We start from the raw sequence: 16771 nt of genomic DNA on the forward strand, positions 1-16771 counted from the left end.
TGCAGGACGCGGTGCTCGGATTCCGGCACTGGTACATGCCGGTTACTCTCCGTGTTTTGATGGATTGGAGCGATGGGTATCGGTTCCCTGCATCCGGAGCCGTTTCGTCGCAGCTGTCCGAAGTGGAGACCGGATACGGTCCGGGTCTCCGGCCGGGCAGAGCCAGGACGAGAGGAATTCCTATGGGCAGGATGTCGCGCATCACCCTCGCGGGGGTCACCGTGACGGCACTGGCGCTTCAGATCCCCGCCACGGCGATGGCGGGGGGCGGCGTCTCCTGCCACGGCAAGAGCCCGCTCCGCAGACTCTGCGACGGCGGCGGTCCGGCTTCCGGCACGGAGAGCGGCGGTTCCGCTTCCGGCACGGAGAGCGGCGACGACGAGCCCAGCAGCCGCAGCGGCGACGATTCCTACGATTCGTCGTCCACCACGGCGGGCCCGAACGGCGCCTCCAACTGACGCCTCATCCTCCCAGGGGTGATCGCGAAGCGGGAGCCGTCCCCGAGGTCCCCGAGGTCAGGGTGTGGTTCTCGTCCAGCTCGGCTTGACCGCCATCATCTGCGCGGTCTTGCCGTGATCACGGTCGACGAGGTCTCCGAGCACCTCGTCCACGCGCTTCAGGGCGGCGTCATCGAGCGTTCGACCGGACGCCGCGGCGTTCTCGGTGACCTGCTCGGGCCTGGTGGCCCCGGCGACCACCGAGGAGACCCCCGGTTGCCGGAGCACCCAGGCGATGGCGAGCTGCGCGGCCGACATGCCGCATTCCCCGGCGAGGGGGATGAGGTCCTGCACGCGTTCGAGGAGCGGCCGGCCCAGCACTCTCCCGATGAACGTGGGAGCCCGCCCGCCGGCCTTCCCCCTCGACCCTGCGCTTGCCGATAATGTCGTCCGGCCAGGTCATGGGCTTGCTGGGGATCTCCTGACGCGAGTGACTCCCTGTTGCTCGGCGTGCGGCATGATGATCGTCCGTGCTGCTTCGCCTGGCCTATCTCGCCGTCACGAACGCCTTCGCCGCGCTGCGGTTGCTGCCGGTGAGCGATCGGGACAAGGACGTCGAGATCCTCGCTCTCCGCCACCAGATCACCGTTCTCGAACGGCAGCTCGGTGCCGGTACCAGGGTGAGATTCGCTCCCGAGGACCGTGCCTTCCTCGCCGCCCTGCTGACATCACTGCCCCGCGAGGTCCTGCGCCGGGTGCGGCTCATCGTCCGTCCGGATACCGTCCTGCGCTGGCACCGCGATCTCATTAGACGGCGGCACGCCCGCATCAGTAAGCCCAGGCGGTCGGGGCGCCCGCCCACGGTCCGCTCCATCCGAGCGCTCGTCCTGCGCCTGGTCAGGGAGAACCCGTCCTGGGGATATCGGCGAGTACACGGCGAGCTGGCCGTGCTCGGCATCACGGTCGCGCCCTCCACCGTGTGGGAGATCCTCAAGCAAGAAGGCGTTGATCCGGCACCTGAGCGGGCGTCGGTCACCTGGGCCGACTTCCTGCGCTCGCAAGCCGATGCGCTGCTGGCCTGCGACTTCATCGAGACCGTCACCCTCACCGGGCAGCGCCAGTACATCCTGGCCGTCATCGAGCACGCCAGCAGGCGCGTCCGCGTGCTGGGCACCACCGCCCATCCGACCGCGGTCTGGGTCGTCCAGGCGATGAAGAACCTCGTGATGGACCTGGAAGAGGCCGGCTGCCGGGCGGGCTACCTGATCCGGGACCGGGACGGGAAGTTCCCCGCCCTCATGGACGAGATCCTGGCCGAGGCCGGCATCCGGACCGTGCTCACCGGTGTCCGAGTACCGCGCATGAACGCGGTCATGGAGCGGTGGGTGCAGTCATGCCGCCGTGAACTTCTCGACCGCTGCCTGGTATGGAACGAACGCCATCTACGGCACGCTCTACGGGAGTACGAACACTTCTACAACCGGCACCGGGCCCATCAGGCACTGGAACAAGCGGCCCCGCTACGCGCCGTCCCGGACCCGATCACGGATCCGACGCGCATCGCCGAGCTGAGCGTACACAGACGGGACCGGCTCGGCGGAGTCCTCCACGAGTACTCACATGCCGCTTGACCTGCACGGACGGAATTTTCGGCAGGCGCACGGTTCTTGTCACCGAGTGGTCGTAGAAGATCCGGAACACTTGCGGAAGGTGTGAGGAGAGCTCATCGTGGCCACAGCGACGTCATGGTCGGTGGGAGTGGCGCTGAGGACCCATTCGATCATGGTGTGTGCACGGTCCGTGCACGCGAGCACGCCACGAGCACGCAGGGGCCGGAATTTCATTCCAGAAGAGACCTGTCCTCCGAGTTTTCGCAGGTCAGGCCATGATCAAAAGCGCGCCCTGCAGGATTCGAACCTGCGACCGTCGGATTAGAAGTCCGGTGCTCTATCCAGCTGAGCTAAGGGCGCTCCTGCCTAATTGTGCATGATCCGGCGAGTGCCCATGCATCGGTTTTCCCACCGTGTCAGGAAGATCACTCCGTGGGGGTGCCGGGATGCCCTCCCGGCAGGGGGGCGGATCCGGAGAAGTGCGAGGTCGAAGGGGGTGGATGGAGGTGAGTCGATCATGGTCCGGCTGTCGAGCGGTCTTTCAACGGAACGGGTACCGGTCCGGCCGGAACAGGCCCGACCACCGGACGGGCCGGTCTAGGCTCAATTGCCATGTTCGTCGCCACGTCCCACGAGGAGATCCCTCTGCTGGGCGGCGATGTGACGGAGGGCGTGGTGCGCGTCGGGGAGACCGTGCGCAGGCCCACCCGGCCGTCCACGCCGTCCGTGCACGCGCTGCTGCGGCACCTGGAGGCCGAGGGTTTCGACGGCGCGCCCCGGGTGGTGGGCCTCGACGAGCGGGGACGGGAGGTCCTCACCTATCTCGACGGCGAGTCCGGAGTCCGGCCGCTGCCGGAGTACGCGGTCACCGACGAGGCCCTGGCGGCCCTGGCCGGCCTGCTGCGGCGCTTCCACGATGCCGCCGAGACCTTCCGGCCGCCCCGCGACGCGGTCTGGGAGGACGGGTCCAACGACGACCGGGCCGCCGAACTGGTCGGCCACTGCGACGTCAACCTGGACAACGTGCTCTTCCGGGACGGCCTGCCGTACGCGTTCATCGACTTCGACCTGGCCCGGCCCACCACCCGGCTGTTCGACGTCGTGACCACGCTGCGCCACTGGGCGCCTCTCGCCGACCCCGTCGACCTGGACCCCGCCCAGCGGGAGCTGGCGGTCGGCCCGCGCCTGCGCCTGTTCTGCGACGCGTACGGCCTGCCGGCTCGCGACCGAAGGCGCCTCCTCGACCTCGCCCGACTGCGCTTCAGCCGCTCCTACGTCATCATGCGCACCAGGGCCGCCGCGGGCGGCGGCTGGGCCCGGATGTGGGCCGAGGGCGCGGGGGCGCGCATCCGCAGGGCCGGGGCATGGCTCGACGAGCACCAGGATGAGCTGCATGCCCACCTCGTCTAGCGGGTTCCCCGGGAGGAGCCTGGGAGGGATGTCCAGTGGGATCCCCCGGGAGGAGCCCGGAGGGACCCACACCCGGCAGGAACCGTCCCATTAGTTGAGACCCGTCCCGTCAACTGAGACCCGCCTCGCCTAGGAAGATTCGCCTTGTCTAGAAGTACCGCCGCACCGGGGAAGAACGCATCGGGGAGAACCGCGGCCGGAAGGACCGGGAGAGCCGCTGCGCGGGCCCACGCTCTCGGGATGCTCGCCGGGGTCGTGCTCGACGCGCTCTTCGCCGATCCGCGCCGCGGGCACCCGGTCGCGCTGTTCGGCACGGCCGCCGCGGCGCTGGAGAAGAGGACGTACGGTGACGCCCGGGCCGCCGGCGTCGTCCACGTCGCCGTCTGCGTCGGATCCGTGGCCCTGCTCGGCACGGCCGCGTCCCGGGTGCGCGACCCGCTGGCACGGGGGGTCGTGAGCGCCGCGGCCACCTGGTCGGTGCTGGGCGGGACGACGCTGGGGCGCGAGGGCGCGGCCATGGCGTCCTTCCTGGAGGCCGGTGACCTCGCCGGGGCGCGGGGAAGGCTGTCGCACCTGTGCGGGCGCGACCCCTCCCGCCTGGAGCCGCCCGAGCTGGCCCGGGCCACGGTCGAGTCGATCGCCGAGAACACCTCCGATGCGGTGGTCGCGCCGCTGCTGTGGGGGGCCGTGGCGGGGGTCCCCGGACTGCTGGTCTACCGCGCGGTCAACACCCTGGACGCCATGGTCGGCCACCGCAACGCCCGCTACGAGCGCTTCGGCTGGGCCGCCGCCCGGCTCGACGACGTGGCCAACGCCGTACCGGCCCGGATCACCGGGGTGCTCTCGGCTCTCGGCGCCCCCCTGGTGAGCGGTTCGGCCGGCCGGGCGCTGGCAGTGCTCCGCCGGGACGGCCACCGCCACCCGAGCCCGAACTCGGGCCGGTGCGAGGCGGCGTTCGCCGGTGCGCTCGACGTCACGCTCGGCGGTGTGAACGTCTACGGGAACCGCGTGGAGCACCGGCCGGAGATGGGTGACGGGCCGAAACCGTCGGTCCCGGACATCCGCCGCTCGGTACGGCTGGCGCGCGCGGTAGGGTTCGCCGCTGCGGGACTCGCCGTCCTCGCCGCGCTGCGCGGCTGACCGCGCACGCGCCGGACGACCGCCGAAGGGCCGCCGGACGACCGGCGGCCGTCCGGCGCATGGGCGAAGCGCGGCCGGAGCGCTTCCCGCGCCGGACGGGGTACGGCAGGGCCGCGGCGCCGGCGGGCTCGTCCCGCCGGGCGGGTACGGCGGAGCCGGCGCCGACGGGCGGCGACCGGCGGGAGAGAGGGCGGGCACGGGGATGAGAGGCGCGCTGCTGGTCGCCGGGACGACCTCCGACGCGGGCAAGAGCGTGGTCACCGCCGGGATCTGCCGGTGGCTGGCGCGGCAGGGGGTGAAGGTCGCGCCGTACAAGGCGCAGAACATGTCGCTCAACTCCTTCGTCACCGCCGACGGCGCGGAGATCGGCCGGGCGCAGGCGATGCAGGCCGCCGCATGCGGCCTGGAGCCGAGCGCCGACATGAACCCGATCCTGCTCAAGCCGGGCAGTGACCGGCGCAGCCAGGTCGTGGTCATGGGCCGGCCGCTCGCCGACGTCGACGCGATGGAGTACTGGCAGGTCAAGGACCACCTCCGGGAGACGGCCGTCGAGGCGCTGCGGCGGTTGCGGGAGCGCTACGACGTGGTGGTCTGCGAGGGGGCGGGCAGCCCGGCGGAGATCAACCTGCGCCGGGGCGACATCGCCAACATGGGTCTGGCCCGCGCCGCGGACCTGCCGGTCATCGTGGTCGGCGACATCGACCGGGGCGGGGTCTTCGCCTCGCTCTACGGCACGGTGGGGCTGCTGGAACCCGCCGACCAGGCGTTGATCGCCGGATTCGTCATCAACAAGTTCCGGGGCGCGCGCGAGCTCCTCGAACCGGGGCTGGACATGCTCAGGAACCTGACGGGGCGCGAGGTGTACGGCGTGCTGCCGTGGCTGGACGGCCTCTGGCTCGACGTCGAGGACTCCCTGGCCCTGGACAACCGGCCCGCCGCCGCGGCGCGCACGCCGTACGGCCGGCAGACGCTGCGGGTCGCGGTGGTCCGGCTGCCGCGCGTCTCCAACTTCACCGACGTCGACGCGCTGGCCTGCGAGCCCGGCGTGGTCGTGCGCTTCGTGACCTCCCCGGCGGAGCTGGACGACGCCGACCTGGTGGTCCTGCCCGGTTCCCGCGCCACGGTCTCCGACCTGGCCTGGCTGCGGGCCACGGGCCTGGCGGAGGCGCTGCGCGGCCGGGTCGTGCTGGGCATCTGCGGCGGCTACCAGATGCTCGCCCGGACCATCCGCGACGACGTCGAGTCGGGGGCCGGACGGGTCGAGGGGCTCGGGCTGCTGCCCGCCGCGGTCGAGTTCGCCGCGGACAAGACCCTGGGCCGCCCGGTCGGGAGCGCCTACGGCCACCGGGTGGCCGCCTACGAGATCCACCACGGGACGGTGACTCCCGACGACGGGGCGGAGCCGTTCCTGGACGGCTGCCGGGCCGGGACGGTCTGGGGGACCACCTGGCACGGGGCGCTGGAGAACGACGACTTCCGCCGGGCGTTCCTGCGCGAGGTGGCCGCCGTCTCCGGCCGGGACTTCGCCCCCGCGCCGGGGACCTGCTTCGCCGCGCTGCGCGAGGAGCGCCTGGACGCCCTCGGAGATCTCGTCGAGCGGCATGTGGACACCGGGGCCCTGCTCCGTCTGCTGGAAGGCGGTGCCCCCGAGGGCCTGCCGGTGCTCCCTCCCGGCGGGGCCCTCCACGAAGCGCCGGATTTCTCGCAGAATGGAGGCATGGACGGTGAACGGTGATGGCCCGGTTCGCGGTGGCGCTCCTCGTCGTCGCCGTGATTGCCGCGGTGGTGCTCGGCCTCGCCCTCATGGCGCGTGCCTCCAGGGCGCGCCGCGGACCGGCCCCCGACGATCCCAGGGAGATCCTCAGGCGGCGCTACGCGGCCGGTGAGATCGACGAGGACGAGTACCTCCGCCGCATGTCCGGCCTCTCCCAGGACTGGTAGCCGTTCCCGGTGCCTTCCGGTGCTGTGCGGAAAACCGGAGCGGAACCGCCCGGGGGCCGGAGCGTTCCGGAACCGGGCAACGAACGCGGGCCCAAGTGTCAGGAACAGGTCATGGTCCGGTGGATCGGGCGCAGGGCACGATCTGAGGCATGACAGCGGTAGTGGAGACCGAGGGACTGACCAAGTTCTACGGCAGGCGCCGGGGACTGGAGGATCTCGACCTGGAGATCCGGCCCGGAGAGGTGTTCGGGTACCTCGGCCCGAACGGCGCGGGCAAGACGACCACCATCCGGCTCCTCCTCGACGTCATCCGGCCCACCCGCGGCCGGATGAGCGTGCTGGGGACGGACCCGCGCGACCCGCGCGTGCGGGGCCGGATCGGGTACCTTCCCGGAGAGCTCGCGCTGGAGGGACGGGAGCGGGCGAGCGAGTACCTCGCCTTCCTGGCCGGGGTGCGCGGCGGCGTGTCCCGGGACCGGATCACGGCGCTGGCCGAACGGCTGGAGGCCGACCTCTCGGTGCCCATGGGCAGACTCTCCAAGGGCAACAAGCAGAAGGTCGGGCTGATCCAGGCGTTCATGCACGAACCGGAGTTCCTGATCCTGGACGAGCCGACCGGCGGCCTGGATCCGCTGGTCCAGCAGGAGTTCCTCGCCATGGTCCGCGAGGTGCGCGCGGCCGGCCGGACCGTGCTGATGTCCTCGCACGTGCTCGCCGAGGTGGAGGACGTCGCCGACCGGGTCGGCATCGTGCGGCAGGGGAGGCTGGTGGCCGTCGAGGACGTCGCCGCCCTGAGGGAGAAGGCGGTGCGCCGGGTGGAGTTCCACTTCGACGCCCCGGTGCCCCGCGAGGAGTTCGAGGGCCTGCCCGGGGTGCGGGACCTGAGGGTCGAGGGCGCGAACCTGAGCTGCACCATCGACGGCCGCCCCGACGCGCTGATCAAGGCGGCGGCCCGGTTCACCGTGGTGCACCTGGTCAGCGCCGAACCCGATCTGGAAGAGATCTTCCTGACCTACTACAGCGAAGAGGAGGCGCACCATGCCCGCGCTGGTGTCCAAGAGCCTGCGTGACCACCGCAGGTCGCTGGTCCGCTGGACGATCGGCATCGGCGCGTTCTTCGCGCTGTACCTGTCGTTCTACCCCAACATCTCCCAGAATCAGGACCTGTACGGCGATGCGGCCCTGGAGAAGTTCCCCGAGGCGATGCGCGACCTGATGGGCGGGCTGACCGGCTTCACCACCGGGACCGGCTATCTGCACGGCGTGGTCTACCAACTGTTCGGGCCGATGCTGTTCGTCGTGTGCGCGGCGGTCCTGGGAAACCAGGCGATCGCCCGCCCCGAGGAGTCCGGCACGCTGGAGCTGACCGTCACGCTCCCGATCGACCGCAGGCGGCTGGTCTTCGAGCGGTTCGCCGCGCTCGCGCTCGGGCTGCTCGGTGTCGCGGCGGCGACGTTCCTGCTCGCCTGGGGCCTGTCGGTCGCCACCGACATGGGCGTCGCCTTCGACAGGATCCTGGCCGCGCACACCGGGGTCTTCCTGCTCGGCCTGCTCTTCGGCGCGCTGTCCCTGGCGGTCGGCGCCGCTGCCGGCCGCAGGGGCCCGGCGATGGCGGTCGTCGGCGTGGTCGCGGTCGGCGGCTACATCGTGGAGACCATGGGCAAGAACGTGGACGCGGTCTCCTGGCTGCGGTGGGTCTCGCCGTTCCACTACTACCTGGACGGCAAGCCGCTCTACCAGGGCTTCCCCGGCGGGGACTATCTCGTGCTGGCGGGTGCCGCCGCCGTGCTGCTGGTCGTCGCGATCCTGGCCTTCGACCGGCGTGACATAGGGGTTTGATGGACGAGACCGCCCGGGTGCCCGCCGACCTGCTCGGCGGGCACCCTCGGATGTTGAGCGAGGCCGCCGCCACCGGGCGGCTGCCCGGCAGGGAGGCGCTCGACGGCTACCGGGCGGCGGGCGCACGGGCCGCCGAGCTGGGCCTGCCGCTGCGGGAGATGGTCGACGCGGCGCTGAGCATGGCCGAGGCGGTCGTCTCCGGGCCGTCCGATCCGGGATCATCCGCGCCTGGAGCCTCCGCTCTCCGGGGGTCCGGTTCCGACCCGGCAGCTTCCGGACCTGCCTGGCCGGGGCCGTCCGGGGAGGGGCAGGCGAAAGGGGCCGCTCCGGCGGTGCTCTCCGCGCTGAGGCGGGCGGTCTCCGCGCTGATGGAGGGCTATGAGAACGCCCAGCGCCTGGCGATCCGCCAGGAGGAGGCCGCGCGCCGGGAGTTCGTCGACGACCTGCTGCACGGGCGGGCCGACCGGCTCGCCGAACGCGCCGAGCACTTCGGCCTCCGGCTGGCGGAGTCCTACGTGGTGGCGGTCGCCCGCCCTGCCGTGTCCGTGCGGGCGGTAGACACGGGACCCGGTGGAACAGGACTCGTTGGAGTAGGGTCCGACGGAACAGGACCCGGTGGAAAGAAGGCGGCACCCGATGAGGCCGGGACGCCGGGACTGCGGGACAGTGATCCGGTGGCGAGGCGGATCGAGGAGGCGCTGGTCGCCCGGTTCGGGTCGCACAACGTGCTGGTGGCGGTCCGGGACGGGCTGCTGGTGTGCGTGGCGCCGGGTAGCCTCTCCGCCGCGACCGGGGAGTTCACCCACCACGTGCGGCAGGCCTTCGAACCGGGCTGGTGCGTCGGCGTGGGTCGGGCGCACCGGGGGCCCGGCGGGGTGGTCGCCTCCTACCGGGAGGCGGGCAACGCGATCGAGCTGGGCGACCGGCTCGGGCTGCGGGCGCCCGTCCTCAAGGCGGCCGACCTGCTGGTCTTCCCCGTGCTGCTGCGGGACCGCGAGGCCATCGACGACCTGGTGACGACCGTGCTCAGCCCGCTGCTGGAGGCCCGGGGCGGGCCCGAGCCGCTGCTCGACACGTTGGAGGCGGTCTTCGCCGTCCAGGGCAACCAGGCCGCGGCCGCGCGGCGGCTCGGGGTCAGCACCCGGGCCGTGACCTACCGGCTGGAGCGGATCCGCCGTCTCACCGGCTTCTCGCCCGACGACCCCACCCAGCGTTTCACCCTGGAGACCGCGGTGCTGGGCGCCCGCCTCCTCGACTGGCCCGCCCAACCTCTCGGACCGGCGGTGCGGGCCTGAGGTCCGAAGATGGTTCCGGAGCCGGATCCGAAACCGGGTCCGGAACCGGCGGATGAGGTCTTTCATCGGGCACTACTCGTTCGTCGAGTCCTTCTCGGAAGGACGGGGCGTCGGCGTACTCGGCGGAGGGCTCGGGGGCGAGCGGGTCACCGGTCCGGGCATCGGCGCAGAAGGCCGCACGCGTCTCCGCGCCACTCAGGGACCGGAGTTCACCGTCCCGGATGGACCAGCCGCGGACGATCTCGATGGGGAGGCCGGTGGCGGGGTCGGTCCTCCGGGTGCGGAATCGCATGATCAGGCTGCCGAGAGCCCTCACCGCGCGGGCGAGGACGAGCATCTGGGCGAGCACCAGCGGAGCTTCTCCACGCAGCAGCGTCTTGCTCTGGCGCACCTCGACCTCGGCCGAGACCTCCAACGGATCGCCCCGGCCGGCCTCCACCAGGCAGGTCAGGACGTGCAGGCCCGGCCCTTCGCGGCTCAGCAGCCACAGGAGCACACCGGCCGTGTGCTCCTGTGCCGCCTTGACCCGCCCGGTCGGAACGAGGGCGAGGCGTCCTTCGATCCTGGAGGACAGCCTGCGGAGTCTCTCCCGGCGGGCGAGCACGGCGATGAAATCCTCTATGGGCTCGCCCCGGTAGGGGAGAGGGTCGCCCTCCTCGCACACCAGCGCGGCGTACCGGGCCCGGCTAACGGCGCCGTCGGCGTCCAGTCCTGCGTCCTGGCAGAAATCGAGGTACTCCCCGAGGTCGAACGCCTCCGCCACCACTTCACCGGACGCGCGCATGGAACGCATGTCGCGCTCGCAGGCGGCGAGATAGGCGGCGTAGTCCCGGTGCGTGAGGGAACCGTGTTCGCGGAGCGCGGCGAGATCGCGCTCGTCGGTCAGCAGCGCGACCCCCAGTACGGGCCGCCCGCCCGGCGACCTGCCGGTCCGGTGCCGCGACGACCGCCTATGCCTGTTTCCCATCTCCGCCCCTTCCGTCCGGACGGCAAAAGTAGCCATGCCAGCAGAGACGGTTCTGGTGCACGGTGTTCCCTGGGGGCGACCCCACCGCATACGGCTACCTGTGGATAACCGTTCTGTCCCGGTGAAATAATGATCGTTTCCCGGGAAGTGCGTATGACGGGCGCGGACGGAAGACACATACTTCCCGAAAAGCGACCTTGGTTCTTCAGGTGGGCGCGGGCTGGACGGTGGTATCCGCCGCGGACTCGGCTTCGGCGACCGAGCGGGTCGTGACACTCCGGCAGGTGAGGGTGACGGCCAGGACGCACAGCACCGAGGCCGCGGCGAACACCGCCGGCAGCCCGGCCGCCGTGGCGAGGGCACCGCCCGCGGCCGCGCCCAGCGGTGTGGACCCCATGCCGATCAGGCGGATGGCCGAATTGACCCGGCCGAGCAGGTGACCGGGGATGAGCCACTGTCGCAGCGATACCCGCAGGACGTTGGCGGTGGCGCCGGCGGCGCCCAGCAGTACGGCGGTGAGGCCGATGGCGGCGGGGGTGGGGACGAGGGCGGGCACGAGCAGCAGGACGCCACCGGCCAGGTCGGCGACGACCAGTGTCCTGACCTGTCCGGCCTTCTGCGCGACCCGGTCGGTCAGTAGCGATCCCGCCACGGCCCCGAAGGCGAGCGCCACCATGAGGAGGCCGTACCGGCCGGGAGTGAGCCCCACCCGGGACTCCTCCCCGACGACCCACAGGACGAAGACCGCGAAGTAAGCCGAGTTCGCGAAGTTGAGCACACCCGACAGCAGGGCCAGGTCCCGCAGCACCCGGTGGCTCCACAGGTGGCGCCACCCTTCTGCGATGTCGTGGTGGAGCGGCCGGGTGGAGGGCTCCTCCACCCGGAAACGCCCGCGCATGCCGAGCAGGGCGATCCCCGCCGCCGCGTAGAGCAGGGCGGGTGCCCCGAACGCGGCGGCGGCGCCGAGCCCGGTCAGGAGTCCGGCGGCGGACCCTCCCAGGAAGTTGTTGCCGACGGTCTGCGCGGCGACGAGCTTGCCGTTGGCGTCGCCGAGCCGTTCCCGCGCCACGGTCATCGGCACCACCGACTGCGCCGAGGTGTCGGCGAAGACCTCTCCGGCGCCGAGCAGCAGGGCTCCGGCCAGCAGCACGGGCAGGGGAAGCGTCCCCAGCCAGGCGGCCGCCGCCAGGGTGGTCAGGACCGTGACCCGGGTCCACGTGGTCAGAGCCAGGATCCGCCGCCGGTCGTGCCGGTCGGCGAGCGCGCCCGCGTGCAGGGACAGCAGCAGCCAGGGGAGGGTGGCCGCCGCGCTGACGAGAGAGACCAGCAGCGGCGAGCGGGTCAGCGTGATCGCCAGCAGGGGCATGGCCACGACGACGATGCCGTCGGCGGTATTGGACAGACCGGAGGCCGTCAGCAACCAGCGGAAGGGTCGATCGGTCACCGCTGTCTCCGATAACGTGTAAAGGAAAGTATGCAAAACTCCCTTTGCAAAGATATGGCTGCACGCAATGGATGACAAGACCCGTGATTCCGATCCATCGGCGCTCACCGGGCACGCGGACCGCGAACTCGACGCATCAGCGCTCAAGGGCCTCGCCCACCCGGTACGGCTCCGCCTGCTGGAGCTGCTGGACCACCACGGCCCCGCCACGGCGACCCGGCTCGCCGCCCGCACCGGGGAGAACAGCGGCTCGACGAGCTATCACCTGCGTCAGCTCGCGCGGCACGGCCTCATCGAGGAGGTGTCCGGCCGCGGGAAGGGCAAGGAGCGCTGGTGGCGCTCCCGCCGGTTCGGGTTCGACGGGGACCGGTTCCGCCGCGACCCCGAGACGGCGCAGGCGGCGGAGCTCCTGCTCGCCGAGCTGCTCCGTAAACGGAACGCCGAGCTCAGCCGCTGGCTGGAGGAGTCGCGGACCACTCCCCGCGAGTGGGTCGAGGCCACCGTCAACCTGCACACCGTCATGCGCATGACCCGGGAGGAACTCGCCGGCCTCGTCCGCGAGATCTCGCGGGTCGTCGACGCGCACCACGAGAAGGTACGGGACCGTGAGGAGAGCGCCCCCGGCACCGCGCGGGTCATCGTCAACTTCGACGCGTTCCCGATCGGTCTCGGCGGCCAGGAACCGCCTGAGTGACGCACGGCTGCCGCGCGGGCGAGGCGACGAGGGACGGCGTCGCCGAGCAGTCCTGGAAGCGCCGGAGCAGCCGGATCCCGCAGCGGGAAGCGGGGCTCAGGGGATGAGCAGGAGCTTGCCGGTGGTGCGGCGGGCCTCCAGGTCCTCGTGGGCCTGCGCGGCCTCGGCCAGGGGATAGCGGCGGGAGACGTGCACCCGGAGCCGGCCGGAGGCCAGCCAGCCGTACAGGTCGGAGGCGCGCCAGGCGAGCTCGTCCTTGGTGGCGATGTAGGCGCCGAGGCTGGGGCGGGTCAGGAAGAGGGACCCCTCCTTGGCCAGCAGCTGCGGGTCGATCGGCGGCACCGGGCCGCTGGCCTGGCCGTACAGGGCCATCATGCCGCGCGGGCGCAGGGCGGCGAGGCTCTCGGCGAAGGTGGTCGCCCCCACGCCGTCGTAGACGACGTGCACGCCGGAACCGGTCAGGTCGCGGACCGCGTCGGCGAACCCCTTGTAGCGCAGGACCTCGTCGGCGCCGGCCTGCCGGGCCAGCTCCTCCTTCTCCTCGGTGGAGACCGTGCCGATCACCCGGGCGCCGCGGAGCTTGGCGATCTGCGTGAGCAGCAGGCCCATGCCGCCGGCCGCGGCGTGCACCAGCACGTCGTCGCCGGGCTTGACCTCGTGCACCGAGTGGGTCAGGTAGTGCGCGGTGAGCCCCTGGAGGGTGACGGCCGCCGCGAGCTCGGGGGCCACCCCCTCGGGCACCAGGAGCAGGTGGGAGACCGGCACGACGGCCTTCTCGGCGTAGCTGCCCATGACGCTCGCCCAGGCCACCGTGTCGCCGACGGAGACCCCCTCCACGTCCTCGCCGACCGCCGCGACGGTGCCCGCCCCCTCGTTGCCGGGCACGAAGGGCAGCGAGAGGGGATAGCGGCCCATCCGGTGGTAGACGTCGATGAAGTTCACGCCGCTGGCCGCGACGTCGACCAGCACCTCGCCGGGGTTCAGCGCGGGGTCCGGATAGTCCTCGTAGGAGAGGACCTCGGGGCCGCCGGTGGCGGAGACGACTATGGCGCGCATCGTGCGGGCTCCTTCGCTCAGGTCGGTGTTCCGATCGTCCCCAACCGCGAGCCGATCATTCGTTGTTCCCCCTCAGGGCTTCTTCTCCGGGGCCGCGCCGCGCATCGTGAAGTTGTCGAAGCCCGTCTTCAGGGTGGCGCCGCTGCTCTCCCCGACCCGGACGATCATGCCGAGCTCACCCGGCGGCAGCGGGTCGGGGTCCGTGACGGACTGCACCCGGGTGCCGTCGACCCACATGGTGAGCTGCATCCCCTCCGAGCCGGCCGAGCACTCGGCCTGGAGCCGGACGGGCTTGCCCTTCGTCACCTCCACCGGGGCCGGTTCGGTCAGGTCGCCGCCGGCGCTCTTGACCGCCCTGCGGATGCGGGCCTTGCCCGAGGTGTCGATCAGGAACTCGTAGCGGGTCGCCTCCGTGGCGTCCGCGCCCCGGCAGAACAGCCCGTACTCGCCGGCGCCCGTGCTGCCGTTGCGGACCGTGACGTCGGCCCCGAGGAGCAGCCGGCCGGGGATGGTCGGGGTGGGGCTGGCGGCGGGGTCCGGGGTCGCGGGCGGGGCGGTCGCGAAGGGCACCGGCGCGGTGATGCGCTGGACGGCGTTCTCGCCGTCGGCGTCGACGGCGTAGTGCCCCTCGGGTGCGTAGCCGTACTTGCCGCCGTTCGCGGGGTCGTAGGTCCCGCTCCAGTCGCTCTTCTGGGTGAAGTCGTCCTGGTAGAGCAGGGTCAGGTCGGTGGGGGGCCCGCTCGGCGAGAAGGCGAGGTAGAGCCCGAAGCCGCCCGCCGCGACGAGGGCCGCGACCGCCGCGCCGGCGATCAGCTTCTTGCGCCGGACGGCCTCGGCCGGAGCACCGCCCGCGCGCCCGCGTCCCCCGTCGCCCCCGGCCGGGAGCCGCGTGTCGTCCTGCGCCCAGGAGCCACCCGATCCCACCGGTACGGCGTGCGCGCCCGCCCCGGCCGCGGGGGTGGGGTCACCCGGCCCGCCCGGCACGGCGTACGGGCCCGGGGCGGCCGGTGCGGTCGGGGCCCCCGGCCCGCCCGGTACGGCGTGCGTTCCGGAACCGGCGGACCCGCCCGGGACGTGGGGCCCGCCCGGCCCGGACCCCGCCCAGGCGGCGGGTTCGGCCAGGGTGGGCGGGCTCTGCTGCCAGACCGCCTGGACCGAGTGCGCGGTCTGCTCGGGCGCGGCCGAGCGGCCGACCAGGTGGTCGAGGAGCTGCTGGGAGGTGGGCCGCCGTCCCGGGTCCTTGTCCATCGCGTGGGCCACCAGCTCGCGCAGGCCGGCCTCCATGCCCTCCAGCACGGGCTCGGTGTTGAGCACCTGGTACAGCACCGCGTGCAGGGCCTCGCCGCCGAACGGCGCCCGGCCGCTGGCCGCGAACGCGACCAGGCAGCCCCAGGAGAACACGTCGCAGGCGGGGGAGACCGGCTCGCCGCGCAGCACCTCCGGCGCCATGTAGCGGGGCGTGCCGATGATCTCGCCGGTCCCGGTGACGCCGCTGAGCGTGTCGAGGGCCCGGGCGATGCCGAAGTCGATCACTCGGGGGCCGACGGGGGAGAGCAGCACGTTGGACGGTTTCAGGTCGCGGTGCACGACCCCGGCCCCGTGGATCGCGGTCAGCGCGGTGGCCACGCCGACCGCGAGCGCGTCGAGGCTGGAACCCCGGAGCGGGCCGCCCGAGCGCACGGCCTCCTCCAGGTTGGGCCCGGGCACGAACTCGGTGACCACGTAGAGCTGATCGCCGTCGAGCGCGGCCTCCAGCACCGCGGCCGTGCAGAACCGCCGCACCCGCTGGGCCGCGTCGGCCTCCCGCCGGAAGCGCATCCGGAACTGCTCGTGCTGGCTGTACTCGGAGTTGATCACCTTGAGGGCGGCCCGCTGGCCGTCGGGGGCCTGCCCGAGGTAGACGGTTCCCATGCCGCCCCGGCCCAGCCGGCTGAGCACTCGGTATCGCCCGATCTGCAGGGGGTCACCCGGACTGAGGTTGTTCACCGTGATACCTAACCGCAAAAACGCCGTCGTATGGGGAGCTCAGCGTACCGAGATCCCCACGCGGGCATCAGCCTGCGGCGGGAGCGGCCGGGACCGGGAGGCCGACCGGCCCGGTGGCGGCGGGGGAGGGGAGAGCCGCTCCGGGCGCGTCAGAAGCCCTGGTAGGCCAGCCCCTGGACCTCCGAGCCGACCGGATCGGCCGCCATGCGGACGCGGTGCAGGACGCTCTCCGTCTGGATCCTGGTGATCCGCCGGACCGTGGCCCCGCACAGCAGGGCGGAGACGGTCACGACGGCCAGCTCGACCGGGCCGATGCCGGTGAGGTCCGCCACCCCGGGGGCGGGGGAGAGGAAGAGCCGCAGGAGGAGGGCGAGTGCGGCCAGCCAGCTCAGCCACCAGGCGGCGAGCAGCGCCAGCCAGGAGGCGCGGTGGTCGGCCGGTGTACGGGAGGCCCGCCAGAGGCGGTCCACCAGCACCGGCGGGGCGACCAGGTTGAGCCCGGGGGTGAACCAGGCCGCCAGGACCGGTGCCGCGGAAGGACGGGAAGGGGCGCCGGGAGAGGGGCGGGACCCGGGGGCGCCGGAGGAGGGGCGGGAAGGGGCGCCGGCGGTCTCCGCGGCGTACCGCCTGGCCCGCGCCAGCCAGACGAGGTGGGCGGCGCCCGCGGCGGCCGTGGTGACGGCCACCAGGATGACCAGGACGGCGAAGACGGTGACCGGGCCGACGAGGGCCTGCGCGCCGGGGGCGCGCGGATCGCCGCCGAGCGCCGCGATCTCCTGGGCCAGCCGCTCGCCGCGGGCCTGCTCGAACACGGTGAGGGCGGTGACCGCGCAGATCTGCAGGACGAGGGCCGCCTGGACGGCCGAGGCGGGCCTCGTGCTGGGCGGCGGGACAGAGCGCATGTGAATCTCCCCCCGGCATGCGCTGAAGGACTTGACTCTCTTCTATCCCG

Annotated in this window: 16 protein-coding genes and 1 tRNA gene; 10 read left to right on the forward strand and 7 right to left on the reverse strand. The window is 72.6% G+C overall.

What is annotated here, in order from left to right; genetic code table 11:
- Window positions 1–182 precede the first annotated feature (182 nt).
- Complete coding sequence (locus tag IEZ07_RS27105) at window positions 183–458, forward strand: hypothetical protein (protein WP_191897356.1); 276 nt, start codon at window positions 183–185, stop codon at window positions 456–458.
- Window positions 459–515: 57 nt separating this feature from the next.
- On the opposite strand, the gene IEZ07_RS27110 is transcribed toward IEZ07_RS27105, so the two are convergent.
- Window positions 516–818, reverse strand: a complete 303-nt coding sequence (locus IEZ07_RS27110) for an aldo/keto reductase (RefSeq protein ID WP_204054632.1) — start codon at window positions 816–818, stop codon at window positions 516–518.
- Window positions 819–967: 149 nt separating this feature from the next.
- On the opposite strand from IEZ07_RS27110, the gene IEZ07_RS27115 reads away from it, so the two are divergent.
- Entirely contained in the window at window positions 968–2068 is a 1101-nt protein-coding gene (locus IEZ07_RS27115) for an integrase core domain-containing protein (protein ID WP_191897357.1), read from the forward strand.
- Window positions 2069–2333: 265 nt separating this feature from the next.
- Here the strand turns inward: IEZ07_RS27115 and IEZ07_RS27120 are convergent.
- Window positions 2334–2407, reverse strand: a tRNA-Arg gene (locus IEZ07_RS27120).
- Window positions 2408–2659: 252 nt separating this feature from the next.
- Here IEZ07_RS27120 and IEZ07_RS27125 point away from each other — a divergent pair.
- From IEZ07_RS27125 to IEZ07_RS27155, 7 genes are all read left to right on the forward strand, one after another.
- Window positions 2660–3457 (forward strand): phosphotransferase, encoded by a 798-nt coding sequence (locus tag IEZ07_RS27125; RefSeq protein ID WP_191897358.1) that lies wholly within the window; start codon window positions 2660–2662, stop codon window positions 3455–3457.
- A gap of 240 nt (window positions 3458–3697) precedes the next feature.
- Window positions 3698–4597: a cobalamin biosynthesis protein gene (locus IEZ07_RS27130; RefSeq protein ID WP_191897359.1), complete on the forward strand. Its 900-nt coding sequence runs from the start codon at window positions 3698–3700 to the stop codon at window positions 4595–4597.
- Window positions 4598–4799: 202 nt separating this feature from the next.
- Window positions 4800–6332 (forward strand): cobyric acid synthase, encoded by a 1533-nt coding sequence (locus IEZ07_RS27135; protein ID WP_191897360.1) that lies wholly within the window; start codon window positions 4800–4802, stop codon window positions 6330–6332.
- Window positions 6332–6538, forward strand: a complete 207-nt coding sequence (locus IEZ07_RS27140) for an SHOCT domain-containing protein (protein ID WP_191897361.1) — start codon at window positions 6332–6334, stop codon at window positions 6536–6538. Before IEZ07_RS27135 ends, IEZ07_RS27140 begins: the two co-directional genes overlap by 1 nt.
- Before the next feature lie 149 nt (window positions 6539–6687).
- Window positions 6688–7608, forward strand: coding sequence for an ABC transporter ATP-binding protein (locus IEZ07_RS27145; protein WP_191897362.1), 921 nt, complete (start codon window positions 6688–6690; stop codon window positions 7606–7608).
- Entirely contained in the window at window positions 7577–8377 is an 801-nt protein-coding gene (locus IEZ07_RS27150) for an ABC transporter permease subunit (RefSeq protein WP_191897363.1), read from the forward strand. Before IEZ07_RS27145 ends, IEZ07_RS27150 begins: the two co-directional genes overlap by 32 nt.
- A complete protein-coding gene (locus IEZ07_RS27155; protein ID WP_191897364.1) occupies window positions 8377–9672 on the forward strand; it encodes a PucR family transcriptional regulator in 1296 nt (431 codons plus the stop codon). The genes IEZ07_RS27150 and IEZ07_RS27155 overlap by 1 nt, the downstream gene beginning before the upstream one ends.
- On the opposite strand, the gene IEZ07_RS27160 is transcribed toward IEZ07_RS27155, so the two are convergent.
- Complete coding sequence (locus IEZ07_RS27160) at window positions 9593–10639, reverse strand: DUF8829 domain-containing protein (RefSeq protein ID WP_191897365.1); 1047 nt, start codon at window positions 10637–10639, stop codon at window positions 9593–9595. The genes IEZ07_RS27155 and IEZ07_RS27160 overlap by 80 nt on opposite strands.
- A gap of 205 nt (window positions 10640–10844) precedes the next feature.
- Window positions 10845–12083 (reverse strand): MFS transporter, encoded by a 1239-nt coding sequence (locus IEZ07_RS27165; protein WP_239320749.1) that lies wholly within the window; start codon window positions 12081–12083, stop codon window positions 10845–10847.
- Window positions 12084–12150: 67 nt separating this feature from the next.
- Here IEZ07_RS27165 and IEZ07_RS27170 point away from each other — a divergent pair, with 67 nt between their 5' ends.
- Window positions 12151–12777, forward strand: coding sequence for an ArsR/SmtB family transcription factor (locus tag IEZ07_RS27170; protein WP_191897366.1), 627 nt, complete (start codon window positions 12151–12153; stop codon window positions 12775–12777).
- Between the two features lie 96 nt (window positions 12778–12873).
- Here IEZ07_RS27170 and IEZ07_RS27175 read toward each other — a convergent pair whose 3' ends face one another.
- The 3 genes from IEZ07_RS27175 to IEZ07_RS27185 all read right to left on the reverse strand — a co-directional run bounded on the left by IEZ07_RS27175 (window position 12874) and on the right by IEZ07_RS27185 (window position 16721).
- Window positions 12874–13833, reverse strand: coding sequence for a quinone oxidoreductase family protein (locus tag IEZ07_RS27175; RefSeq protein ID WP_068903586.1), 960 nt, complete (start codon window positions 13831–13833; stop codon window positions 12874–12876).
- Between the two features lie 72 nt (window positions 13834–13905).
- Window positions 13906–15819, reverse strand: a complete 1914-nt coding sequence (locus IEZ07_RS27180) for a serine/threonine-protein kinase (protein WP_239320746.1) — start codon at window positions 15817–15819, stop codon at window positions 13906–13908.
- A 149-nt stretch (window positions 15820–15968) separates the two neighbouring features.
- Window positions 15969–16721 (reverse strand): DUF4328 domain-containing protein, encoded by a 753-nt coding sequence (locus IEZ07_RS27185; protein ID WP_191897367.1) that lies wholly within the window; start codon window positions 16719–16721, stop codon window positions 15969–15971.
- Window positions 16722–16771 lie beyond the last annotated feature (50 nt).

The organism is Planomonospora parontospora (genome assembly GCA_014647935.1).
In the GTDB taxonomy this organism is placed as follows: Bacteria; Actinomycetota; Actinomycetes; order Streptosporangiales; family Streptosporangiaceae; genus Planomonospora; species Planomonospora parontospora.

Bases quoted from the DNA above. Each gene is read 5' to 3' on its own strand.
- IEZ07_RS27105 (WP_191897356.1), top strand. From the start codon at position 183: ATGGGCAGGATGTCGCGCATCACCCTCGCGGGGGTCACCGTGACGGCA.
- IEZ07_RS27125 (WP_191897358.1), top strand. From the start codon at position 2,660: ATGTTCGTCGCCACGTCCCACGAGGAGATCCCTCTGCTGGGCGGCGAT.
- IEZ07_RS27130 (WP_191897359.1), top strand. From the start codon at position 3,698: ATGCTCGCCGGGGTCGTGCTCGACGCGCTCTTCGCCGATCCGCGCCGC.
- IEZ07_RS27135 (WP_191897360.1), top strand. From the start codon at position 4,800: ATGAGAGGCGCGCTGCTGGTCGCCGGGACGACCTCCGACGCGGGCAAG.
- IEZ07_RS27140 (WP_191897361.1), top strand. From the start codon at position 6,332: ATGGCCCGGTTCGCGGTGGCGCTCCTCGTCGTCGCCGTGATTGCCGCG.
- IEZ07_RS27145 (WP_191897362.1), top strand. From the start codon at position 6,688: ATGACAGCGGTAGTGGAGACCGAGGGACTGACCAAGTTCTACGGCAGG.
- IEZ07_RS27150 (WP_191897363.1), top strand. From the start codon at position 7,577: ATGCCCGCGCTGGTGTCCAAGAGCCTGCGTGACCACCGCAGGTCGCTG.
- IEZ07_RS27155 (WP_191897364.1), top strand. From the start codon at position 8,377: ATGGACGAGACCGCCCGGGTGCCCGCCGACCTGCTCGGCGGGCACCCT.
- IEZ07_RS27160 (WP_191897365.1), bottom strand. From the start codon at position 10,639: ATGGGAAACAGGCATAGGCGGTCGTCGCGGCACCGGACCGGCAGGTCG.
- IEZ07_RS27170 (WP_191897366.1), top strand. From the start codon at position 12,151: ATGGATGACAAGACCCGTGATTCCGATCCATCGGCGCTCACCGGGCAC.
- IEZ07_RS27175 (WP_068903586.1), bottom strand. From the start codon at position 13,833: ATGCGCGCCATAGTCGTCTCCGCCACCGGCGGCCCCGAGGTCCTCTCC.
- IEZ07_RS27185 (WP_191897367.1), bottom strand. From the start codon at position 16,721: ATGCGCTCTGTCCCGCCGCCCAGCACGAGGCCCGCCTCGGCCGTCCAG.